This window comes from Rothia koreensis (assembly GCF_052232265.1).
Lineage (GTDB): Bacteria > Actinomycetota > Actinomycetes > Actinomycetales > Micrococcaceae > Rothia > Rothia koreensis.
Window position 1 is genome coordinate 766,107 of the sequence record NZ_CP197643.1, and the last position, 21,781, is coordinate 787,887.

The following is a 21,781-nucleotide window of genomic DNA, read 5'->3' on the forward strand; positions in this document are numbered from 1 at the left end:
ACTCGGGCCGTCAACTGGCCACGAAGTACATCCTCTTGTTGACGAACTCGTCCATTCCGAGGGGCCCGAGTTCGCGGCCGTAGCCGGAGTTCTTGACCCCGCCGAACGGGAGCTCCGCGCCTTCGCCGCCCGGGACATTCACGCTGGCCATGCCGACTTCGAGTCGCTGAGCCACGGCCTGGGCCCGTTGAGAGTTTGTGGAGAACACGCATCCACCCAGGCCGTATCGGGAATCGTTGGCGAGGCGGACGGCGTCGTCGTCCGAGTCGGCCTGGTACACCACGGCCACCGGGCCGAAAAGCTCCTCGTAGTACGTCTCGGAGCCCGGGGTGATTCCGGTGATGACGGCGGGGGAGAAGTAGGCCGAGGAATCGTCCCGCAGCTTTCCGCCCACGTGGAGGGTCGCCCCTTCGGAGACCGCCTTTTCGACTTGCTCCTCGAGTTTCTCCGCAGCACCTCGCGAGGACAGGGGCGAATAGACCTGGGGAGACTCGTCTCTGGGATCGCCCGGCTCCATGGCCGACGCCAGGGAGACGAGTTCCTCCACGAACTCGTCGTAGACTTCGCCCGCGACGATCATGCGTTTGTTCGAATCGCACGCTTGGCCCGTGTTGTACATGCGGGTTTCCCACGCGGTCTGGGCGGCCTCTTTGACGTCGTCGGTGTCCAGGATGATGTACGGGTCGGATCCGCCCAGTTCCAGAACCGCTTTCTTGAGGTGCTGACCCGCCGTGGCGGCGACCGTGCTGCCGGCTCGTTCGGACCCGGTCAGAGAGACCCCCTGGACGCGCGGATCGCCGATGATCTCGGAGGCCTGATCGTGGGTGGTGAAGACGTTGTTGTAGACCCCTTCGGGGATTTCGGCGTCGTCCATGATCTGTTGGATGGCCCGGGCGGACCGCGGGCAGATCTCGGCGTGCTTGAGAAGAATCGCGTTGCCCAGCACCAGGTTGGGAGCAGCGAACCGCGCCACCTGGTAGTAGGGGAAGTTCCACGGCATGATGCCGAGCAGGACGTCGATCGGCAGCCGCTGGATGTAGGCCTTGCCCTCGGACTCCGTCGGGATTTCCTGGTCGGCGGCGAAGCGCGGGCCGTTGTCCGCGAAGTACCCGAAGATTTCGCCGCAGTACTCCGCTTCCTCACGGCCTTCGTTGACGGGCTTGCCCATCTCTTCGGCAATGATCTCGGCGAGGTCGTCCCGCCGCTCGGTGAACAGCTCGCCCACGCGTCGGACGACGTCTGCCCTCTCCTCAAGGCTCTTCGCCTGCCAGTCCCGGTATGCGGTCTCGGCGCGGCTCAGGGTCTGCTCGACCTCTTCGTCGCCGATGGTCTCGAAGGTCTCGGCGATCTCGTTCGTTGTGGGGTTCTGGACCCGGAAACCTGGTGAATCGTTCATCTTTCAAGCCCTTTTAGAGATTCTGAGGACGCTGTGTATCGCCGTGGCGACGGCGCGGATGCCGGCGCGAGTGTCGGGGCGTATGTCAGGGCGTATGTCTGGGGCGTATGTCGGGCGGGGAATGTCGGGGTGTGTCCTGGGCTACATTCCTCATCGTAGGCGGGCCGTCGCGTCGGCTGTCAACGGAGGTCGCGGGCGGGTGCGGCGGGTGTTGGTGGGCTGCGGCGGGCGAGTGCGGGCGAGTGCGGTGGACTGAGGTGGGATGAGGCGGGCTGAGGCGTCTGCGACCGCCGAGGTGGCAATCCCGTGCGGGTCCGCCGGTTGAGGTGGCAGTATTGTGCGGTTTTCGCGGGTAAAAGCCCACGAATCTGCCACTTCGCGCCGGGATCCGCACGGGATTGCCACCTCGCGCCGGGATCCGCACGGGATTGCCACCTCGTGGGGGAGCCCGCCGCCGACGCCGCGTTCTGGTGCGGCCTGGGAGGCTCAGGGGCGCTTCGAGGCACTATCGGGGCGTTTTCGGGGTGAGTCCAGATCGCCGTTGAGTGTGGGTTACCCGATTGAGAGGCGTTCTCCGTCGTTAGGTGGCGGCTACAGTACCACCTAACGACGGAGAACGCCACCGAATCGGGCAACCCCCTCCCAATGTGCCTCCGTCGTCATCCGCCAACGCCCGACCGAGCCAAAACCGATGCCCAGGAAGAGGCCAACGATCCGAGGGGAGGCCCGAGCCCGGACAACTGCCCTCGAAGCACGGCCTGACTTCGCAAGGCGGCCCGGTCGCGGGGCTTGATCACCAGCCGATACTCTTGTGGACTCGTGAGTATGGACATCATGTTCGCAATAGCGCTGTGGCTCGCAGGCGCAGTGATTTTGACGTGGAACGATAGGCGTCTCCGAGCCGCGAACCCTCACGAAAAGTTGCCGTGGGTCTGGGGCTGGCCCGCGGTTCGCCCGCGCGGAACGAGAACACTCAATGGGCTCGCCGCCGGGATGTTGGGCGTTGCCGGAACCTTGGTTGCCGCCAGCACCACCGCCACCGCCAACACCCCCACCCAAACCACCCTCGGGCGCGGATGGTGGTGGATCATGGTGCTCCTGGCGGTTCTGCCCCTGCTCATCGGTCGCATGGGTCACAACCACCGCGTCAACCACCGCGTCAACCACCGCGTCGGTCGCGAGGAGGAGGGAAGCACCTCTGCACCAGACACCCAGCACGCAACGGCAGGAATCGGGCAGGATGGGTCCCATGCACCACGCGACGTACGTGATTGAGACGCCGGACGGCGAACGCGAATTCGCCAGGACGACGTCGGCCGCGGACTATTTGCTGGACGGAGGCTTCGCGAATTCCGACCGGGAGCCCCGCTGGCACCTCGTGTGGTGCCTGGAGCGCATGGATCCGGGCGAGCCGATCGACGTCGGCGAGGCCCGGGTGCACCTCATTCGGGGGTGACGATCAGCTCGAAATCGACGACGTCCACGGGGTCGTCGCCGTCCAAACCGGGGTAGTGGGTGTCCAGGGCCGTGTGAAGCTCGCGCAGGTCCGCGAATCCGTCCTTGTGCGCATGCTCTTCGGTGAGCTCTTGTCGCCTGATCGTCCTGACCCCGCGGACCGTGCCATCGAGTGACGTGGTCTCTCCGGATTCTTTTTCGAAGACAATCCGGGCCGGGCCGACGGCGAAGGGGTCGTCGACCCGGATCGTCTGAGTCTTGTCTCCGGAACGAATCGACTCCTCGTAGCCCTCCCACATGTAGATCGTCTGTGCGCTCTCGAGGTGGCTCGGGTCGAAGGGGTGGGGCAGCAATTCGGCTGCGGTGCGCGTTTCCAGGCCGTTGTGCCCACGGACCACGAATTCGATGCGCGGATCGATGTCGTGGAAAACCTGGCGGCATTTCCCGCACGGCGGGATGACCTCGTCCCGTGGTCCGTACACCGCGACGACGCCGACCACGGGGTCATCCGGGGCGGTCGAGGCGTGCTGGGCCAACGCGGAGATTTCCCCGCACGGGCCTCCCAGAAAATGAAAGGCGTTGATTCCCAGTACTGTCCGACCGGATGCCGTCAGGAGAGCCGCGGAAACGGTGTGATCGGTGTCGTCGTGAAAATGGCGGGCATGATCCCGAGCGGATGACACCAGGTTTCGAAAGGCGGAGGAAATCATGCATCCAGGGTAACTTGACCGTCAGCGTGAAATGGAGGAAGGGCATGATGGATAGGGGATCCTTACGAAAATATTTCCGCCGCTGATATATAGCACGGCAATCTGGTACATTCTGCGGAACGTTGTGTTGAACGACGCAAGTAATTCGAGTGAACCGTGGGTCACGGTGCGAATTTGCACAGATCATATGGGCGACAGTATTCCGTCAGTCTGTTTATACTCAGGTGTTGGCAAACACATTTTTTGAGGAGGGTCACATGAAAGCGCGTGTTCTGACTTTGAGTGCGGCGGTCGTCGCTCTCGCGCTGGCCGGTTGCGGCCAGGATGACAACGGTGGTGGATCCGATTCGTCGGGCTCGGCCTCGGCATCATCGTCGAGTTCGGCCGGCAGCTCGGGTTCGTCGTCGGGCGGCTCGGGCGACTCGTCGAGTAGCGACGGAGCCAACGGCGCCGCGGGCGCCAACGGTGGCGAAGGCGCCAACGGCGGCGACGGTGCCAACGGTGGCGACGCCGCTAATGGTGGCGACGGCGCCAATGGTGGCGACGCCGCCAACGGTGCAGACGGCGCCAACGGTGCTGATGGCGCGAATGGTGGCGAAGGTGCTGCCGGTGACGGCGCGAACGGCGCCGCCGGTGACGACGCTGCCGCCGGTGGCGACCAGTCCGGCTCGGCCGCTTCGGGTGAAGACGCCGCCAACGCCGAGGCTGCCGCCCAGCTGGACAATTACTGGGGCACGGGTGGTCAGTGCACCGTCGACTGGACCTCGTCCGAGCCCTACAGCCTCTCGACCGATCGCCTGGTGAAGTCCTACTGCGCTTCCAACGGCATCGGCGAACTGTCCGATGGATACGACCCGCTGGCCGGGATCCAGTACCCCGTCGAGCAGTAAGGGAACGCGCGCTGATCACGATCAGCCGGCGAAGGGCCCCCGCGATGCACCGCGGGGGCCCTTCTGCGTTTCTGCACGTCCGGACCGTGGAACCCCTGACCGCGTCCGGGGAGGGGCCTACTCGATCTCGACCACCACGGGCAGGTGGTCCGATGCGCCCTTGCCCTTGCGTTCCTCACGGTCGTAATGCGCACCCGTGACCCGTTCGGCCAGGGTGGGGGAATAGAGTTGGAAGTCGATCCGCATGCCTTCGTTCTTCGGGAAGCGCAGGGACGTGTAGTCCCAATACGTGTAGTCCTTCTCGCCCTGGGTGTACGGGCGGGCGACGTCGGTCATGCCCGCATCCTGCATGAATGAGGAGAAGGCGGCGCGTTCCGGTTCGGTCACGTGGGTCATCTGATTTTCGCGGAAGAAGTCGATGTCCCAGACGTCGTCGTCCTGGGGAGCGACGTTCCAGTCCCCGACCAGTGCCAGCTGTGCCTCGGGATCTTCTGCGAGCCACTTTTGCGTGTTCTCCCGCAGGACCTTGAGCCACTCGAGCTTGTACGCCATGTGCGGGTCGTCCAGGCCCCGACCATTCGGGACGTAGAGGCTCCAGACGCGGACCCCGCCGCACGTCGCGGCAATCGCCCGTGCCTCCTGGATCTCTTCCTTGCCCGGTTTGCCGAACGCGGGCTGGCCGGGGAAAGTGCGTTCGACGTCGTCGAGACCCACCCGCGAGGCGATGGCGACGCCGTTCCACTGGTTGAGCCCGAAATGGGCGACGTCGTACCCGAGCCGCTCGAACACCGTGAACGGGAAGTTCTCGTCCTTGGCCTTGGTCTCCTGGATCGCCAGAACGTCCACGTCCGAACGATCCAGCCAGGCCTCGACGCGGTCGGCGCGGGCACGGATCGAGTTCACATTCCAGGTCGCAATTCTCATGCTCACCAGGCTACCGGCTTGGGCGGACTCGAACCGGAGCGGCGGGTTTGGGGTGAGCTGGTGCCCAGGCTAGCGTGATGGTGAACACATTCTGGTCTGGGCGGCGCGACGTCGTCGGACCGCGACCCATCGTGGAAAGCAGGACCATGTCCGAACAGTCGAATCCTCACCAGCCCTCCTCGTCCGGCCCGGCCTCCTCCGGTGACAGCCCGACGCCGCCGACGTCGCCTTTCCGTCCGGATGTCCTTGCCGGGCAGAGCATCCTCGTCACGGGCGGGGGAAGCGGCTTGGGAAAGGGTGTGGCGAAGCATTTCGCCGAGCACGGGGCGACGGTCCACATCTGGGGTCGCCGCGAGAGCGTCCTGAAGGAAGCGGCGCAGGAGATCGAGGAGTCGGCCCAGGCCGGCGGCACGGTGCACTTCCAGGCCGTCGATGTCCGGGACCCGGAGGCCGTCGACGCCGCCGTCGAAGAGATCTGGGCGCAGCACGGGCCGCTCACCGCCGCGATGAACAACGCGGCAGGGAACTTCATCGCCCAGACCAAGGACCTGAGCCCTCGGGGATTCCAGGCCATCACCGACACGGTCATGAAGGGGTCATACAACGTGACCCACGCCGTCGGGCGACGGTGGATTGAACAGGGACTCCCGGGCAATATTCTGTCGACCCTGGTCAGCTGGGTCTATACAGGCTCCGCCTACGTGGTCCCCTCGGCGATGGCCAAGTCAGCAGTGCACGCGATGACCATGTCCCTGGCGGTCGAATGGGCCAAGTACGGGATCCGTCTCAACGCGATTGCTCCCGGCCCCATCCCGACGGAATTCACCTCGGTTGTGCTGAGTTCCAACAAGGACGGCCAGGGTGCCATGACCGACGTCGAGTCCGTGCCTGCGCGTCGCGTCGGAACCGTCGAGGAGATGGGGAACCTGGGCATTTTCCTGCTGTCGGGGTCCTGCGACTACATCACGGGCCAAACCATCACGATGGACGGCGGCCAGATGTTGGCCGGCCCCTCGACGTTCTCCGCGCTCACCGATCTCGACGACGCCGACTGGGCCGAAATCGCGGACAAGGGCAAGAAGGCCGCCGAGGAATCCAAGAAGCAACGGAACACCTGATCGCGTCGATGTTACGCGTCCGGTGCGCTGCACACTGGCACGGCCCGAACCCGGCCGATAGCCTGTGACGTGGAACACGAATTGCGTGCGGGGTCGACCCCCGTGGGAAGGAGTCCTCGAGCATGGCCGATGGACAGGTCCAGGAACTCACACATTTCGTCGGGGGTCGCGAGACACCGGGAACCTCGGGGCGATTCGGGGACGTGTACGATCCCAGCACCGGCCGGGTCACGGCCAGGGTTCCGCTCGCGACAACCGACGAGGTCGACGCCGCCGTCCGCAACGCCAAGGAAGCGCAGAAGGCCTGGGCCGCGACCAACCCGCAGAAGCGGGCGCGCATCCTGGGGAAATTCGTGAACCTCGCGAATGAGCACGCGGACGAGATCGCGGAGGCGCTGTCCCGCGAACACGGCAAGACCGTCCCGGACTCCCACGGCGACCTGCAGCGGGGACTGGACGTCGTCGAGTTCGCAATGGGTGCACCGCACCTGCTCAAAGGGGAATTCAGCGACTCGGTGGGCACAGGTATCGACGTCTACTCGATGCGGCAGCCCCTCGGCGTCGTCGCAGGAATCACTCCCTTCAATTTCCCGGCCATGATCCCCCTGTGGAAGGCGGGACCGGCGATTGCCGCGGGCAACGCCTTCGTGCTCAAGCCCTCCGAACGCGACCCATCCGTCCCGCTGATCCTGGCGCGCCTCTGGAAGGAAGCCGGCCTGCCGGACGGGATCTTCACCGTGGTCAACGGGGACAAGGAGTCCGTCGACGCCCTGCTCGACCACCCGGACATCGAGGCCGTGGGATTCGTCGGCTCGACGCCGATCGCCCAGAGCATCTACGAGCACGCGGCTCGAAAGGGCAAACGGGCCCAGTGCTTCGGCGGGGCCAAGAACCACATGATCATCATGCCGGACGCCGACCTGGACCAGGCCGCGGACGCCCTGATCGGCGCGGCCTTCGGATCCGCGGGAGAGCGCTGCATGGCGATCTCTGTGGCCGTCCCGGTCGGCGAGAAGACCGCGGACGCGCTGATGGACAAGCTCACGGAGAGGGCCTCGAAGCTCCGCTTCGGCCCGTCCCTCGAGGAGTCCTCGGACTTTGGCCCACTCGTCTCGGCTGCGGCCAAGGAGCGGGTCGAGTCGGCCATCGCCCAGGGCGTCGAGGCCGGCGCCGAACTGGTCCTCGACGGCAGGGGCGCCCGGGTGGACGGCCACGAGGACGGGTTCTTCGTGGGCCCGACCCTGTTCGACCGGGTCACCCCCGACATGGACGTCTACCGTGAGGAAATCTTCGGGCCTGTGCTGTCCGTACTGCGGGCCGCCGACTTCGAGGAGGCCCTCGAGCTTCCCACCCGACACGAATACGGAAACGGCGTCTCGATCTTCACCCGTGATGGGGACACCGCACGCGAGTTTGCCCGGCAGGTCGACGTCGGCATGGTCGGAGTCAACGTGCCGATCCCGGTTCCGATCGCCTACTACACCTTCGGTGGCTGGAAGGCTTCGGGCTTCGGCGATCTCAACCAGCACGGCCCCGATGCTTTCCGCTTCTACACCAAGACCAAGACGGTGACCCAGCGGTGGCCTTCGGGGATCAAGGAAGGCGCCAGCTTCGTCATGCCAACCGGAAACTGATGTGCGGGCAGGGTCGTGGACCGGCGACGTCGGACAACCGGCCCCGCGCACAATTGCTCACCACTGAATCGTTGCAGGAGGAGAATTCATGGCCGATCAGCCTCAGGAGCCCAGCGTCCTGACCGAAAATCGGGGACACCTCGGGCTCGTCACCCTCAACCGCCCCCGCGCGGTCAACGCGCTCAACGTCGAGATGATCCAGCTCATCAACCGCGCACTCGACGAATTCGAGGCCGACGCCAACGTCACGTGCGTGGCCGTTGTCGGCTCGGGGGACAGGGGGCTGTGCGCCGGCGGCGACGTCGTCGCCCTCTACAAGGCGGCCAGCGGAGGCGATGAGGCCATGGGCATCGACTTCTTCCGCCAGGAGTACGACTTCGACTACCGGATCTCGCGTCTCTCGAAGCCCTACATCGCGGTGATGAATGGGCTCGTTCTGGGCGGAGGCATCGGTCTGTCCGTCCCCGGGTCGCACAGGATCGCCACCGACACGACGCGTACCGGCATGCCGGAGACCGGCATCGGTTTCTCGCCCGACGTCGGGGGCCTCAACTACCTCTCCCACGCGCCGGGTCACGCGGGCCGGCACATGGCGTTGACGGGGCTCCACGTGGATGGGGCGGACGCCGTCCACGCGGGCCTCGCCGACTTCTACGTCCCCGACGCCTCGATCGGCGACCTGCTCGCGGCGCTCGAGAACATCGAGAACCCGGGGGAGGCGGCCACCACGATCCAGGGCTTCGGCGTCGAGCCTCCGGAGTCCGAGCTCGAGGCGGCGAGCCGGTGGATCGACGAGGACTACGCCGCCGGGACGGTCGAGGAGATCCTGCACAACCTCGAGACCAGGGTCGAGAAGGAGCCCGAGAACGACCTCGCGGCCAAGGCCCTCAAGGCACTGCGGAGGAACAGTCCCACCGGGATGAAAACTGCGCTCGAGGGGCTCGCTCGCGCCGCCGACCAGTCGCTCGCGGAGACCCTCATTCAAGACTTCCGCACCAGCGGAAACGCGTTGTTCGCCCACGACATGGCCGAGGGCATTCGCGCACAGGTGATCGACAAGGATCGCAACCCCCAGTGGCAGCCGCAGGCGCTCGAGGACGTGGACAGGGAGCTCGTGCTGAGCTTCTTCGGACCCGTGCCCGGACACGAGGACCTGCAACTGCCCCGTTGAAGGAGTATTGGCATGAAGATCGCATTTCTTGGCCTGGGAAACATGGGTGGCCACATGGCGAGGAACCTCAGGGAGGCGGGCTACGACGTCGTGGCCTACGACCTCGTGGACGAGGCGCGCCGCGCAACGGAGCGCGACGGGATCGAGATCTCCGCGTCGGGCGAAGAAGCCGCGGCCGGAGCGGACGTCGTCATCACGATGTTCCCCGCCGGCAAGCACGTCATCTCCGCCTACCGGGGCGAGAACAATGACGGCTTGCTCTCGGCGGCACCCGAGAACACCCTGTTCATCGACTGCTCGACGATCAGCGTGGACGAAGCCCGAGAAGCCGCTGACCTGGTGCACGACGCCGGGCACCGTGCCCTGGACGCCCCGGTTTCGGGCGGAACCGCGGGGGCCGAAAACGGGACGCTGACGTTCATGGTCGGTGGGCCGCAGGAGAACTTCGACGCCGCCCACCCGTTGTTCGACGCGATGGGCAAGAAGGTGGTCCACTGCGGAGACAACGGGGCAGGCCAGGCGGCGAAATGCTGCAACAACATGTTGTTGGCGATCACCACGATCGGTGCGTGCGAAGCCTTCACCCTGGGGGAGAGGCTCGGCCTGACGGACCAGGCCCTGTTCGATGTGATGTCCACGTCCGCCGCGCAGTGCTGGTCCGTGACCACGAACTGCCCGGTCCCCGGACCGGTTCCCACCAATCCGGCCAGCAACGAGTACAAACCCGGGTTCGCTACGGCCCTGATGGCCAAGGACCTGGGACTCGCGGTGTCCGCCCTGGAGTCGACCGGGACCGAGGCCTCCTTCGGCCGCGCCGCCCACGAGGCCTACACGAAGTTCCTGGACGAGGGACACGGCGACCTCGACTTTTCCGCAATCATCCGAACGATGGGAGAGAACCAAGCATGAGCGAACAGACAGCAGCCCAGGATTCGGGGCAGCACGAGGGCGTGATCCGGACCGAGACGCGCGACGGCGTCGGCGTCATTCGGCTCAACCGGCCGAAGGCGCTCAATGCGTTGAACTACGACACCATGGTGGCCGTCGTGGACGCCGCCGAGGCTTGGGAACGGGACGAGAGCATCTCGGCCATCGTGCTGACCGGGTCCGAGAAAGCCTTTGCCGCGGGCGCGGACATCAAGGAGATGTCCTCCAAGAGCTACACCGAGATGTACCAGAGCGACTGGTTCGCCCAGTGGCAGAGGCTCACTCAAGTGCGGCTCCCGATCGTCGCCGCGGTCAACGGGTACGCGCTCGGTGGCGGCTGCGAGCTCGCGATGATGTGCGACATCATCGTTGCCGGTGAGGGCGCGAAATTCGGTCAGCCTGAGATCAACCTCGGTGTCATTCCCGGCATGGGCGGGTCCCAGCGACTGACCCGTGCCGTGGGCAAGGCCAAAGCCATGGACATGATCCTGACCGCCCGGAACATCGGCGCCGACGAGGCCGAACGGGCGGGGCTGGTGTCGCGGGTCGTCGCGGACGACGCCGTGGTCGACACCGCCCTGCAGATCGCGGACACGATCGCGCAGAAGTCTCGGCCCGCGGCCATGCTCGCGAAGGAAGCGGTCGGGGCGGCCTTCGAAACCCCCCTCGCCCAGGGACTCACCTTCGAGCGGCGGGTCTTCCACTCGCTCTTCGCGACCGAGGACCAGAAGGAAGGCATGGCGGCCTTCGCCGAACGCCGCGACCCGACGTTCAAGAACAGGTAGCCTGCGCCCGCGCCCGCGCCTGCGCCTCTCCGCCGCCGCGGCGAGGTGGCAGTTTTGTGCGGGTCCACCCGGCTCCGCGCCGTGAGGTGGCGGTTTTGTGCGGGTTCGCCCGGGTCCGGGCCGTGAGGTGGCAGTCTGGTGCGGTTTTTTCCGCGAGGTGGCGGTTTTGTGCGGTTTTGGGGTGGTTTTGTGCACGGGATTGCCGTCTCGGTGGGCCGGTCGCACGTGGTTGCCACTTCGCCGCGGGGAGTTGGGTTTTGAAGGCGTGAGGTGGCGGTTTTGTGCGGGTCCGGCCGGCTCCGCGCCGCGAGGTGGCAGTTTTGTGCGGGTCCGCCCGGCTCCGTCCCGCGAGGTGGCAGTTTCGTGCAGGTCCGCCGGCTCCGCGCCGCGAGGTGGCACTCTGGTGCGGTTCTTTCCGCGAGGTGGCGGTTTTGTGCGGTTTTGGGGTGGTTTTGTGCACGGGATTGCCGTCTCGGCGGGCCGATCGCACGTGGTTGCCACCTCGGCACCCCAGCGCCCCAGCGCCCCAGAGCCTCGCCACCGCCGCCCACCGCAGCCCACCGCCGCCTAGACCTCGCCACCTCGCCGCCAGGCCGGCTTACGACTTCGCGGGCAGGTTCCGGGCGACGTCGTCGTGGTCGGGGTAGACGACGCCGATCTGCCGGCGGATCTCGTCGATCATCTCCATCTGCGCAACCGTGTCCTCCCACGGCATGATCGGCGACTCGAGAGCACCTTCCTGGATGCACCGCGTCGCTTCGCGCATTTCGTACGAGTAGCCCCGCCCGACCAGCGGCCACGACTCTTCGCGCACGGAACCTCGGGCGTCCGTCACGGTGAAGGACTGCGCCTGGTGCATCGGAGATCCGATGGTGATGAAGCCGTCGTGCCCTGAGATCACCGCCTGCCGAGGTCCCTGCGAGACCAGCGAGATCGTCATCTGTGCGGCGGACTTCTCGAAAGTTCCCGTGATCTGCGTCAAGGCGTCCACGTTTCCGCGTTTGATCGTCTGCGCCGTGAACCCTGTGGGCCGTCCGAGGGCCAGCCACGGCCAATGCAGGACGTAGCAGGCCATGTCCAGGAGCCCGCCCCCGCCGGCATCTTCGCGCCACAACCGGTGCGACTTGTCGGCGGGACCGCGGAAGCCCAGGTCGGCCTGGACCCACCGGGGCATCCCGATCTCACCGGCCTCCAGCAGCTCGGACACTCGGGCACGCAGAGGGTGGAAGCGAGTCCAGAGCCCCTCCATCACGAAGACGCCCTTCTCGCGGGCGGCCTCGAGCACTTCCCGGGCTTCGTCGGCCGTGATCGTGAAGGCCTTTTCGCACACGATGTTCTTGCCGGCGCGAATGGCCTCGAGCATGGTGGCGTGGTGCTGGCCGTGGGGTGTTGCGATGTAGACGACGTCGACGTCCGGGTCGGCGAGGAGCTTCTCGTACCCGGTGCGGGCGTCGTCGTCGGCATAGGCCCGTTCGACGCCGAAGTCCGTCGCGAATTCGTCGGCGCTGGCTTGGGAACGGGACGAGACGCCGACCAGTCGGGCATCTTCCAAAGCGGCGATGTCCGGGGTGACCTTTCGCGCGATGGCACCCGTCGCGACGACGCCCCATCCGAGGGTTCGGCCGGTTGCTTCGAGGGGGTTCCGTGTCTCTGCCATGCATCCATCCTAGGCACAGCGCGTATCCGGAGTCGGGCGGTGGCCGGCAGCCGGTCGGTGGCCCGGCTTTGGCCGCGACAGGTGGCAGGGGCCGGTGGCCCGGGGCGGCCGCAACGCAACCGCCCCGGGCAGCTGGTGGGACAGCTCGGATGCCCGTGTGGGCGATCCGGTCTGTCCCGCGGGCGACCCGGCTGTCCGATCAGGACCGGGCGGCCGGATCGCGAGGGGTCCGGCCCGATCCGCCGGATCTCCGCGAGCCGACAAGGGCAAGGACGGCGTCGACGACGACGAATGCCACCAGCGGCAGGAACCAACCGACGGCGGCGGCCGGAACACCGACGACGAGCCAACCCCACCAGGGCGCATCCCGAAGACCAGGAGTCGGCGTCTTGAGACGGGACCACGTCGGGCGCCGCTTGAACCACATCCAATACCCGGTCACGACCATGCCGACGATGCCGATCGCGATCACGAACAGCACCACCTGATTGAGCAGACCGAACCAGAGGCCCATGTGGATGTCGACTCCCCACCGGGCCAACTTCGCGGGCAGGGAGTAGTCGTCCTGGAAGGAGACCTTGTCGACCTGGTTGTACGTCACCGGGTCGATCGTCACGCTGTCCACCTGGGTGGGGAAGTGCCGGTCGATCTCCTGGACGGTCCACGCCGTGTCCTTGGAGGCCGAGGGCAGGATCTCGACGCGGTTCGAGTCGATACCGAGACGACGGGCGGCGCGCAGGATGGCGTCGTGTCCGGAGTCCACGGGCATGCTCGCGGCGGCATCATGGGAAGGAGCACCCGCGTGGCCGGCATGACCCGCATGGCCAGCGTGCCCCGCATGGCCAGCGTGTTCGTCGGTGGGGGCCTGCTCACCCGACAACGACGTCGAGGCCTTCGGCGTCGACCAATTCAGCGCGGCCCGCAACTGGGTCACGTGCTCGCCCGCATGGGCCGACCACGTGATACCGGTTGCCGAGAGGAACACCATGGCGACCATGAGCCCCAAACCGGCCGAATAGTGCCAGCTCAGCAGCCGCGTCCGCCCACGTGCGTCGGGCAACGGCAAGGAGGCTTCCCGGATCGCGCGTCGTCGTGCGTGACCGGCGCGCAGACGACGCGTCAGCTGCGGTACCCAAAGAATGAGGCCGCCGACGGCGATCACCCACATCCACGACGCCGCGAACTCGGAATACAGACGTCCGGGCTCGCCCAGGTGGAGGTCGCGGTGGAGCTGGTCGATCCATGTACGGAGTGGAAGCGCGCCCGACGAACCGTAGGAGATCAGGTCGCCCCGTATTTCGCCGTCCGCAGGACTCACGAAGACCGCGCGTTGGTCGGACTCGGACGACCCTTCGGGCGGGGCGAACATCACGCGGGTCGTCGCTCCCGGTTCGGGCGCGGGCCGGACGGCCACGAGCGCCGGAGGCTCGGAACCCTTCGCCTCGGTTCGGACGTGGTCCGTCGCGCGCCGAACCTGTTCGTCCAGGGACAGATTCTGCTCGGACGAGCCGGCATGCAGCTCATGGGAGTAGACCATGCCCTCCAATTGTGGAGCGAGCGCGTACAAGGCGCCCGACAATGCGGCGACCAGGATGAACGGGCCGACGATCAGCCCGGCGAAGAAATGAAGCCGACGGGTCATGTCCCGGAACCAGCCGGTCCGACGTCGGGGTGGAGAGGTGGTTTCGTGACCCGAAGTCGGGTGCGGTGTATTCAAGGTTTTCACTGTGTTCCTCACGTTCGATGCGCGCTTGAAGGGCACGCAGAATGGCGCCGGGACCTGGGGTCGGACCGGCGTTGGGTTCAGTCGAATGCGAGGTATCGGGGCGGGCCCCGGACGGGTTCCCTGGCTCGGGGTTTCCGCCAGCGGGGGACGAGCTGCTCGCCCTCCGGGCAGGTCGCGGTCGATTCCGGGATCCCGAGCGCAACCCGGAGCAGACGGGCCACCCACGGAAGCAGAAGGACCGTGAGGGCCCAGAGCGCGGCGTCAACAGCACCGACGACGGCGGCCGCGAGCAGCGTCCCGACCACGTGCGCCACGAGCATCGGCAACGATCCGTCGTGCATGTGCATGGAGTCCATATGCATGGAATCCATGTCCATGTCGCCCATCGACGGGGAGTCCATGGGTGAGGCTGCGGCCAGCATCGATGGGGTTCCCCCCGCCCGAGGCGTGGCCCGAATGCAGTGCGGCGTCGTGATGGGCCGAACTGGAACCGGCGGGAGCGCCCTCGAGGATCGACGCACGCGAGCCGTGGCTGGCCGACCCGAGCATGAGGAGCTGGTGCACGGCAAACTGCCCGGCACCGAGCAGAGGCACGCAGGCCGAGAAACCGAGCCGGAAACGAGTGAGCGCAAAGACGACGCCGATCAAAGGCAAGGACAGCGCCAGGGCCAGCCCCGAGTGCGGGATATGGCCACCGCCGACGACGTGCGAGACCGAACCGAGCCACGCGGTCACACCAACCAGCATGAAGGTACGCGTGAGCCGCCAGCCTGTGGACCGAAAGTCCACGCCCGCAGCGGTCTCCGTCGTGGTCACCCCACTAGGTTATATGCGTCGGGGTGATCCGGTTCGACGCCGAGCCCGTGTTCCGCGCCCCGCCCTGATGCGGCGTCCGCCCCGCCCGCGCCCGGCGCCGCGAGGTGGCAATCCTGAGCGCCCCACGCCGCGAAGTGGCAATCCTGAGCGCCCCACGCCGCGAAGTGGCACTTTCGTGCGATTTTCGGCCCGATTTCGTCCCAAAACTGCCACCTCGCCACGAAACACGCACACCACTGCCACCTCGCGGGAGGCGCCGAATACCTCAACTTGTGAGCGGTCGTCCACAAATCGCGTGTTTATCGGTCGGGCCGAGCCGGCTTGCGGCCCGATCTTCGCTAAAACCTTCTGCATGACTCCCAGCAAGAGCATTCCGCCGCACCTACGACGTCGGGTCCTGACCGAACGATCGCTCGAGAACACCGACCTGACCCGGTTCCGTTTCCGCGCCTCGGACATGACCCGGTTGCGACCAGGCATGTACACCACGGACCCCGACGCAGTCTCATCGGTGGACATAGCGACGGAGCTCGCTCGTGGCCTGGACGACGTCGTGGTCTACGGCGTTTCGGCCGCGCAATGGCATGGGTTGAGACTGCCGACTCGCCTGCTACACGCGCCACGGGTTCACCTCGCCTCGACCGGCGGCAAAGACCGAATCCGAAGAGTCATGGTCAAAGGTGCCAAGGCGTCGTTCCTTCCTGGCGAAGTCGCAGAGTACGACGGCGTCCGGATCACGACCCCCGAACGCACCTTCTTCGACCTCGCGAGAATGGTGAGTCCCATGGAATTGGTGGCGATCGGGGACGGCATCGTATGCTCCCACCGATTCGGGATCTACGCCGGCCGCCCGCCGATGAGCACGATTCCGCAGATCGAAGCGCTTCTCTCCGCGCATCGGCGAGCCCGCGGGGTCGCGTTGGCCCGTCGGGCTCTGAGCCGGGTTCGAGTGGGGTCGGACTCGGTCATGGAAACGCGGATGCGGTTGATCGCTGAGGACTACGGGATTGTGGGGTGGGACTTGGATGTCGCCGTCGAGGTGGACGGAAGGCTGGTGCAACCGGACTTGCGGCATCGGCGGAGCGGCCTGTTCGTCCAGTACGAAGGCGCTCATCACAACGAATCGTCCCAAGTCGAACGGGATATCGAGCGGCTCAGACGCACCGAGAGAGCGGGCCACCGCGAATTGCGAATCTACGCGAAAGACCTGGTGACGGTGGACCGGTTCGGGCGGAACACGACTCCGAGACTGATCCCGCTCCTTCGGCAGGCCATCGATCAAGCCCTCCGTGGGCGAGTCGGCTGAAATCCGGCGACCGAGGTGCGTCCGGGGCCTGTCGTCCGGCGAGGTGGCAATGGTGTGCGTGTTTCGTGGCGAGGTGGCAGTTTTGGGACGGAATCGGGCCGGGAATCGCACGAAAGTGCCACCTCGCGCCGACGGGCGCACGAAAGTGCCACTTCGCGGCGCGGGCCGCACGAAAGTGCCACTTCGCGGGGCCGGACGCACGAAAGTGCCACCTCGCCGCCCTCAACCCGCCCCCAACCCGCGCTAACCCGCCCTCAACCCGCGCCAACCCCCCCCCAAAAAAAACCGCCGCACACCCCGGAATCAGGCGTTCTTTAGGCCGGGGCAGTCGCTTTCGCTGAACTCGTGGCCGTAACCCTGCGTGGTCGTGCGCTCGCCGCGGGAGGAATCCGTCAATTCACCCTCGGGCCCGTGGAAGGCGCGCTCGCGGGCGCGGAGCTCGACGCGGCGGATCTTCCCGGACACGGTCTTGGGCAGGTCGAAGAACTCCAGGCGTCGGATCCGGGCGTACGGGGCCAGGTTGGCGCGGCAGTGGGCGAGGATGGACTCCGCGAGTTCGGCGGTCGGCTCGTGACCCGCGTTGAGGACCACGTATGCCTTCGGCACGGCGAGCCGCAGCGGGTCGGGCGAGGGGACGACGGCGGCCTCGGCCACCGCCTGGTGCTCGATGACCACCGACTCGAGTTCGAAAGGGGAGAGCTTGTAGTCGCTGGCTTTGAAGACGTCGTCCGCGCGGCCCACGTAGGTGAAGTTGCCTCCTTCGTCCCGGCTCATGATGTCGCCGGTGTGGTACACGCCGTTGCGGAACACCTCGTCGTTCTTGGCCGGATCGCCCTTGTACTGGACCATGAGGCCCACGGGGCGCGGATCGGTGACGATGCAGACCTCGCCTTCACCGGTGCCCTCGACCACTTCGTCGGAGACTGGGTCCACCAGCACGATGTCGAACCCGGGAAGGGGCCGGCCGACGGTTCCCACCTCGAGCTTCTGCCCGGGCGTGTTCGCGATCTGCACGGTGGTCTCGGTCTGGCCGAAGCCGTCCCGAATGTCCACGCCCCACGCTTCGCGGACCCGGTTGATGACCTTGGGGTTCAGCGGCTCGCCCGCGGCGACGACCTTCTGGGGAGGCGTCTTCAGGGTTGAGAGGTCGGCCTGGATGAACATGCGCCAGACCGTGGGCGGCGCACAGAAGCTCGTGATGCCCTCGGCGTCCATGGTCTGCATCAGGGCGGCGGCGTCGAACCGCGAGTAGTTGTAGATGAATACCGTCGCCTCGGCGATCCATGGGGTGAAGATGTTGGACCAGGCGTGCTTGGCCCAGCCGGGGGAGGCGACGTTGAGGTGGACGTCGCCGGGTTCCAGGCCGATCCAGTACATCGTGGAGAGATGGCCGACCGGGTACGAGGTGTGCGTGTGCTCGACCAGTTTGGCGCGCGACGTCGTTCCCGAGGTGAAGTAGAGCAGCAGGGTCTCGTCCGCCGGTGTGGGTCCCTCCGGCGTGAAAGTCTCGGATGCTGCCCGACTGTCTTCGTAGGCGTAGTGGTCGCGGCCCGGAACGGCGCCTTGGGTGAGATCACCGGTCTCGATCACGGAGAAATCCCCGGGCACGTCCGCAAACTTCGTGACGCTTCCCGAATTGGTCAGCACCCAGGAGACCGAACCGCGTGTCACGCGTTCGTCCAGGTCCTTCGGGCCGAGCATCGTGGTGGTCGGAAGCAGGACGACGCCCAGCTTGATCCCGGCGAGCATCGATTCCCACAGCTCGACCTGGTTGTCGAGCATCAGGATCATCCGGTCGCCCCGGCGCACGCCGATACTGCTCATCCAATTGGCGACCTGACTCGATCGGGCGGACATTTCCCGGTACGTGAGCCTCTGGGACGAACCGTCCTGTTCGACGACGACGAGCGCGTTCTGGTCGGCCCGCTCGGGAGTGGCCGCGACCGCATCGAACCAGTCCAGCGCGAAATTGAAGTGTTCGAAACGGGGCCACTCGAATTCTTCGCGCGCCCGGTGATAGTCCTCGCGCAGTGCGACGAGACGGTCTCTGGCCTGACGGAACTGGTCGGTGATGGTCATGGGCCCTCCCTCGATATCGTGCTGCTTCACTACTGTGTGAGGCAACTCACGTTGTATCAGGGTAGCTGAGGGGCCCGTGTCGCAAAAGAACCGGCCGCCCCTGCGTCATGCGATGACGCGACTGACGGCCGACGTCGCGGGGCGAAGAGTGCCGCGGCGCCCCGTCACTTCCACCACTGATCGAGGATGGTGACCGGGGTCGTGCGCTTGTGGCGCGTGCGGAGGTAGCGGGCCTCGAGCGCCTCGGCCTGGTCCGTCTCGATGTCCTTGCCCTCCAGGAAGTCGTCGATGACGTCGTACGTAATGCCGAGCTCGTCCTCGTCGGTCCGTCCGGGGGTCGAGTCGAGCAGGTCGGCCGTCGGAACCTTGGCCCACACGCGTTCATCGGCTCCGAGGTATTTCAGCAGTTCCCTGTTCTGGCGCTTGTCGAGTCCGTAAAGCGGAAGGATGTCCGCCCCGCCGTCGCCGAATTTCGTGAAGAATCCGGTGATCGACTCCGCCGCGTGGTCGGTCCCGACCACCAGCAGGTTCTTCTCGCCGGCGAGGGCGTACTGGGCGATCATGCGCATTCTCGCCTTCACGTTGCCCTTGTTGAAATCGGCGATGTCACGGCCCGTGGCCCGACGGAATTCGCGCTCGATCCCCGTGGTTCCGGGCTCGACGTCGAAGGTCCGGCTGGTTTTCGGTTGGATGAATTCGAGGGCCGACTGGGCATCTTCCTCGTCGGCCTGGGCGCGATACGGCAAGCGCACGGCCACGAAGTCCGCGTCGGTTCCTTCCTCGGAGAGTTTGTCGACGGCGAGCTGGCACAGCCTGCCGGCCAGCGAGGAATCGATCCCTCCGCTGATCCCCAGCACGAGACCGTTGGCGCGGGAGGCCTTGAGGTAGTCGCACAGGAAGTCGACGCGCAGCCTCACTTCCTCCGCGGGGTCGATGCTGGGGCGGACGCCCATGTCCTGAATGATGTGAGCCTGAAGTTCGCGCATGGGCCCATGATAGACCGGCGGTATTTCGGCAATGTTGCGTGCGCCTCAGTGATGTTCTGGAACAACCGCTCCCTGTTCCGGTAGGGTCACGACTACCTGTGATGTACGCCATATCCGAGCGTGCACCATGGTTTCCCACAAGGAAAGGCATTGTGATGTCAGTACTATCCGGAACCACGCCGGTGGGAGAGCCTCCCACGGGCATGCCGCATCCCGACGGCGTCCTGCTGGACGTGCGCTCCTTGCTCAATGACGAGGAACGCGCCTCCTACGACAGCATTCGCAAGCACCTGCAGTCCGACGTTCGTCACCAGAGCATCGACTACTGGAATCGCGAGGACTTCGCTTTCGATCTGCTTCCCGGCCTCGCGGACTTGGGCCTCGGCGAACTCGAGCTCACGGACACGACCTGGCTCTACCGGGGGCTCGTCTACGCCGAGACGGCACGGGCGGACGTTTCCCTCTCGGCACTCGTCGGAATCCACAACGAACTGATCGTCGGGATGATCAATCAACTGGGGTCGGAGGAACAGCGAAGGACCTGGTTGCCGAGGCTGCGTCGGTTCGAGGCCATCGGAGCCTTCGCCCTGACCGAGCCGGATCACGGCTCGGACATCGCCGGGGGCATCCAGACCACGGCCACCCGAGACGGCGACGAGTGGGTCATTCGGGGAAGCAAACGCTGGATCGGGGCCGGAACCATCGCGGATTTCGCCCTCGTTTGGGCCCGTGACACGGAGGATCACCAATTCAAGGCCTTCATCGTCGAGACCGACCGCCCCGGGTACACCGCATCCAAGATCCGCAACAAGATCGGCCTGCGCATCATGCAGAACGCGGACATCGAGCTCGACGACGTCCGCGTGCCGGCCGAAAACCACCTTCCGCTGGCCGAGGATTTCGCGAGCGTCAACGAGATGCTGCGCAATTCGAGGGTGTGGGTCGGCTGGCAGGCCTACGGTCTCCAGATGGCCGCCCTCGACGTCGCCCGCGCCTACGCCACGGAACGCGAACAATTCAGCCGCCCGCTGGCCAAATTCCAACTGATTCAGCAGGCGATCGCCGAGATCGCGGGGAATGCCCACGCGACCCTGGGGCTCATGATGCAGGTGGCTCGCGAGCAGGAGGCCGGAACACTCCAGATGATGCACGCGGCCCTCGGCAAGTCCACGGGCACCCGGCTGACCCGAGAATCGGTGGCCAAAGCACGTGCGCTCCTGGGCGGCAACGGTGTGACCAGCGACTACGAGGCAGGCAAGCTCTTCTGTGACGCCGAGATCCTGTACACGTACGAGGGCACCTACGAGATCAACTCACTGATTGTCGGACGCGCGATCACCGGCGTTTCGGCATTCGTGTAGATGCAGCAGTATCGGGCGGCCCGGAATCGGGCGGCCCGTTCGACAACGAGGAGGAAAAGCATGGATGTTCAGGGGATTTCCGCAATTGTCACCGGCGGAGCGTCGGGACTCGGACACGAGACCGCGCTGGCCCTGGTCGATCGCGGGGCGCACGTCTACGTCTTCGACCTCTCGGCCTCCATCGAGAAGGCCGAGAAGGTCGATGGAATCACTTACGTCGAGGTCGACGTGACGAACCCGGATTCGGTGAAGGCGGGGGTCGCGGAAGCGGTCGACGGCGGAACCGGTCCGTTGCGCGTAGCCGTCAACTGCGCGGGCATCGGTCTCGGCGCCAGGATCCTGGGGAAGAACGGCGTCCACGACTTCTCCGCGTACACGTCCGTGATCACGGTCAACCTCATCGGGACCTTCCAGGTTCTGGCGCTGGCCGCGGAGGCCATCGCGCAGACGGACCCGGTGGACGACGACGGCCAGCGCGGCGTCATCATCAACACCGCCTCGGTCGCAGCCTACGAGGGCCAGATCGGGCAGGCCGCGTACTCGTCCTCGAAAGGCGGCGTCGTCGGCCTGACCCTTCCCGCGGCCCGTGACCTGGCGAGCAAGGGGATTCGAGTCAACACGATTGCGCCCGGGATCGTGGACACCCCGATGATGAAGGGGGTCGACGGCGAGTTCCGTGCTCAGCTGGAGAAGTCGGTCCCGTTCCCGCACCGCCTGGCGAAGCCCGTGGAGTACGCCGAACTGGCCATGGACATCATCGGCCATGACTATCTCAACGGCCAGGTGACCCGCATGGACGGTGCCATCCGGATGTCGCCCAGGTAGAACGCCGCAGATCCG

At 66.2% G+C, this 21,781-nt stretch carries 18 protein-coding genes; 10 read left to right on the forward strand and 8 right to left on the reverse strand.

What is annotated here, in order from left to right; genetic code table 11:
* Nucleotides 1–10: 10 nt before the first annotated feature.
* On the reverse strand, nt 11–1,396 hold the full coding sequence (locus tag ACTSLZ_RS03305; RefSeq protein WP_443095708.1) for an NAD-dependent succinate-semialdehyde dehydrogenase: 1,386 nt from the start codon (nt 1,394–1,396) through the stop codon (nt 11–13).
* Between the two features lie 1,249 nt (nt 1,397–2,645).
* Between ACTSLZ_RS03305 and ACTSLZ_RS03310 the strand changes: the two genes are divergently transcribed.
* Nucleotides 2,646–2,852, forward strand: coding sequence for a hypothetical protein (locus ACTSLZ_RS03310; protein ID WP_129316182.1), 207 nt, complete (start codon nt 2,646–2,648; stop codon nt 2,850–2,852).
* Here the strand turns inward: ACTSLZ_RS03310 and ACTSLZ_RS03315 are convergent.
* On the reverse strand, nt 2,839–3,561 hold the full coding sequence (locus ACTSLZ_RS03315; RefSeq protein ID WP_443095709.1) for an ASCH domain-containing protein: 723 nt from the start codon (nt 3,559–3,561) through the stop codon (nt 2,839–2,841). The genes ACTSLZ_RS03310 and ACTSLZ_RS03315 overlap by 14 nt on opposite strands.
* A 257-nt stretch (nt 3,562–3,818) precedes the next feature.
* On the opposite strand from ACTSLZ_RS03315, the gene ACTSLZ_RS03320 reads away from it, so the two are divergent.
* Nucleotides 3,819–4,451: a hypothetical protein gene (locus ACTSLZ_RS03320; protein WP_443095710.1), complete on the forward strand. Its 633-nt coding sequence runs from the start codon at nt 3,819–3,821 to the stop codon at nt 4,449–4,451.
* Between the two features lie 117 nt (nt 4,452–4,568).
* Here the strand turns inward: ACTSLZ_RS03320 and ACTSLZ_RS03325 are convergent, their stop codons facing one another.
* Complete coding sequence (locus ACTSLZ_RS03325) at nt 4,569–5,375, reverse strand: exodeoxyribonuclease III (protein ID WP_443095711.1); 807 nt, start codon at nt 5,373–5,375, stop codon at nt 4,569–4,571.
* A 146-nt stretch (nt 5,376–5,521) separates the two neighbouring features.
* Between ACTSLZ_RS03325 and ACTSLZ_RS03330 the strand changes: the two genes are divergently transcribed.
* The 5 genes from ACTSLZ_RS03330 (at nt 5,522) to ACTSLZ_RS03350 (ending at nt 11,010) form a co-directional block, all read left to right on the forward strand.
* The gene (locus ACTSLZ_RS03330) at nt 5,522–6,493 is read left to right on the forward strand and encodes an SDR family oxidoreductase (protein WP_443095712.1); all 972 of its coding nucleotides are present in this window, start codon (nt 5,522–5,524) and stop codon (nt 6,491–6,493) included.
* A 122-nt stretch (nt 6,494–6,615) separates the two neighbouring features.
* Nucleotides 6,616–8,127, forward strand: a complete 1,512-nt coding sequence (locus ACTSLZ_RS03335; protein ID WP_443095713.1) for a CoA-acylating methylmalonate-semialdehyde dehydrogenase — start codon at nt 6,616–6,618, stop codon at nt 8,125–8,127.
* Between the two features lie 88 nt (nt 8,128–8,215).
* Nucleotides 8,216–9,298 (forward strand): enoyl-CoA hydratase/isomerase family protein, encoded by a 1,083-nt coding sequence (locus ACTSLZ_RS03340; RefSeq protein ID WP_443095714.1) that lies wholly within the window; start codon nt 8,216–8,218, stop codon nt 9,296–9,298.
* Nucleotides 9,299–9,310: 12 nt separating this feature from the next.
* Nucleotides 9,311–10,207, forward strand: a complete 897-nt coding sequence (mmsB, locus tag ACTSLZ_RS03345; RefSeq protein ID WP_443095715.1) for a 3-hydroxyisobutyrate dehydrogenase — start codon at nt 9,311–9,313, stop codon at nt 10,205–10,207.
* The gene (locus tag ACTSLZ_RS03350) at nt 10,204–11,010 is read left to right on the forward strand and encodes an enoyl-CoA hydratase (protein WP_436594785.1); all 807 of its coding nucleotides are present in this window, start codon (nt 10,204–10,206) and stop codon (nt 11,008–11,010) included. Before mmsB ends, ACTSLZ_RS03350 begins: the two co-directional genes overlap by 4 nt.
* 598 nt (nt 11,011–11,608) lie before the next feature.
* On the opposite strand, the gene ACTSLZ_RS03355 is transcribed toward ACTSLZ_RS03350, so the two are convergent.
* From ACTSLZ_RS03355 to ACTSLZ_RS03365, 3 genes are all read right to left on the reverse strand, one after another.
* Nucleotides 11,609–12,667: a Gfo/Idh/MocA family protein gene (locus ACTSLZ_RS03355; protein ID WP_443095716.1), complete on the reverse strand. Its 1,059-nt coding sequence runs from the start codon at nt 12,665–12,667 to the stop codon at nt 11,609–11,611.
* A 199-nt stretch (nt 12,668–12,866) separates the two neighbouring features.
* Nucleotides 12,867–14,309, reverse strand: coding sequence for a PepSY-associated TM helix domain-containing protein (locus tag ACTSLZ_RS03360; RefSeq protein WP_443095717.1), 1,443 nt, complete (start codon nt 14,307–14,309; stop codon nt 12,867–12,869).
* Between the two features lie 161 nt (nt 14,310–14,470).
* Nucleotides 14,471–14,815 carry a hypothetical protein gene (locus ACTSLZ_RS03365; protein ID WP_443095718.1) on the reverse strand — a complete coding sequence of 115 codons (345 nt, stop codon included), beginning with the start codon at nt 14,813–14,815 and terminating at the stop codon, nt 14,471–14,473.
* Between the two features lie 746 nt (nt 14,816–15,561).
* On the opposite strand from ACTSLZ_RS03365, the gene ACTSLZ_RS03370 reads away from it, so the two are divergent.
* Nucleotides 15,562–16,515: a hypothetical protein gene (locus tag ACTSLZ_RS03370; RefSeq protein ID WP_443095719.1), complete on the forward strand. Its 954-nt coding sequence runs from the start codon at nt 15,562–15,564 to the stop codon at nt 16,513–16,515.
* A 303-nt stretch (nt 16,516–16,818) separates the two neighbouring features.
* Here the strand turns inward: ACTSLZ_RS03370 and ACTSLZ_RS03375 are convergent, their stop codons facing one another.
* Together ACTSLZ_RS03375 and nadE are read right to left on the reverse strand one after the other, a co-directional pair.
* Nucleotides 16,819–18,594, reverse strand: a complete 1,776-nt coding sequence (locus ACTSLZ_RS03375) for an AMP-binding protein (protein WP_443095720.1) — start codon at nt 18,592–18,594, stop codon at nt 16,819–16,821.
* A gap of 164 nt (nt 18,595–18,758) precedes the next feature.
* Nucleotides 18,759–19,580 carry an ammonia-dependent NAD(+) synthetase gene (gene nadE / locus ACTSLZ_RS03380; RefSeq protein ID WP_443095721.1) on the reverse strand — a complete coding sequence of 274 codons (822 nt, stop codon included), beginning with the start codon at nt 19,578–19,580 and terminating at the stop codon, nt 18,759–18,761.
* Nucleotides 19,581–19,735: 155 nt separating this feature from the next.
* On the opposite strand from nadE, the gene ACTSLZ_RS03385 reads away from it, so the two are divergent.
* Nucleotides 19,736–20,941: an acyl-CoA dehydrogenase family protein gene (locus ACTSLZ_RS03385; protein ID WP_443096085.1), complete on the forward strand. Its 1,206-nt coding sequence runs from the start codon at nt 19,736–19,738 to the stop codon at nt 20,939–20,941.
* 60 nt (nt 20,942–21,001) lie between these two features.
* Entirely contained in the window at nt 21,002–21,766 is a 765-nt protein-coding gene (locus tag ACTSLZ_RS03390) for an SDR family NAD(P)-dependent oxidoreductase (RefSeq protein ID WP_443095722.1), read from the forward strand.
* The last annotated feature ends 15 nt before the right edge of the window (nt 21,767–21,781 follow it).

Bases quoted from the DNA above. Each gene is read 5' to 3' on its own strand.
- ACTSLZ_RS03305 (WP_443095708.1), bottom strand. From the start codon at position 1,396: ATGAACGATTCACCAGGTTTCCGGGTCCAGAACCCCACAACGAACGAG.
- ACTSLZ_RS03310 (WP_129316182.1), top strand. From the start codon at position 2,646: ATGCACCACGCGACGTACGTGATTGAGACGCCGGACGGCGAACGCGAA.
- ACTSLZ_RS03315 (WP_443095709.1), bottom strand. From the start codon at position 3,561: ATGATTTCCTCCGCCTTTCGAAACCTGGTGTCATCCGCTCGGGATCAT.
- ACTSLZ_RS03320 (WP_443095710.1), top strand. From the start codon at position 3,819: ATGAAAGCGCGTGTTCTGACTTTGAGTGCGGCGGTCGTCGCTCTCGCG.
- ACTSLZ_RS03325 (WP_443095711.1), bottom strand. From the start codon at position 5,375: ATGAGAATTGCGACCTGGAATGTGAACTCGATCCGTGCCCGCGCCGAC.
- ACTSLZ_RS03330 (WP_443095712.1), top strand. From the start codon at position 5,522: ATGTCCGAACAGTCGAATCCTCACCAGCCCTCCTCGTCCGGCCCGGCC.
- ACTSLZ_RS03335 (WP_443095713.1), top strand. From the start codon at position 6,616: ATGGCCGATGGACAGGTCCAGGAACTCACACATTTCGTCGGGGGTCGC.
- ACTSLZ_RS03340 (WP_443095714.1), top strand. From the start codon at position 8,216: ATGGCCGATCAGCCTCAGGAGCCCAGCGTCCTGACCGAAAATCGGGGA.
- mmsB (WP_443095715.1), top strand. From the start codon at position 9,311: ATGAAGATCGCATTTCTTGGCCTGGGAAACATGGGTGGCCACATGGCG.
- ACTSLZ_RS03350 (WP_436594785.1), top strand. From the start codon at position 10,204: ATGAGCGAACAGACAGCAGCCCAGGATTCGGGGCAGCACGAGGGCGTG.
- ACTSLZ_RS03355 (WP_443095716.1), bottom strand. From the start codon at position 12,667: ATGGCAGAGACACGGAACCCCCTCGAAGCAACCGGCCGAACCCTCGGA.
- ACTSLZ_RS03360 (WP_443095717.1), bottom strand. From the start codon at position 14,309: ATGACCCGTCGGCTTCATTTCTTCGCCGGGCTGATCGTCGGCCCGTTC.
- ACTSLZ_RS03365 (WP_443095718.1), bottom strand. From the start codon at position 14,815: ATGCTGGCCGCAGCCTCACCCATGGACTCCCCGTCGATGGGCGACATG.
- ACTSLZ_RS03370 (WP_443095719.1), top strand. From the start codon at position 15,562: ATGACTCCCAGCAAGAGCATTCCGCCGCACCTACGACGTCGGGTCCTG.
- ACTSLZ_RS03375 (WP_443095720.1), bottom strand. From the start codon at position 18,594: ATGACCATCACCGACCAGTTCCGTCAGGCCAGAGACCGTCTCGTCGCA.
- nadE (WP_443095721.1), bottom strand. From the start codon at position 19,580: ATGCGCGAACTTCAGGCTCACATCATTCAGGACATGGGCGTCCGCCCC.
- ACTSLZ_RS03385 (WP_443096085.1), top strand. From the start codon at position 19,736: ATGTCAGTACTATCCGGAACCACGCCGGTGGGAGAGCCTCCCACGGGC.
- ACTSLZ_RS03390 (WP_443095722.1), top strand. From the start codon at position 21,002: ATGGATGTTCAGGGGATTTCCGCAATTGTCACCGGCGGAGCGTCGGGA.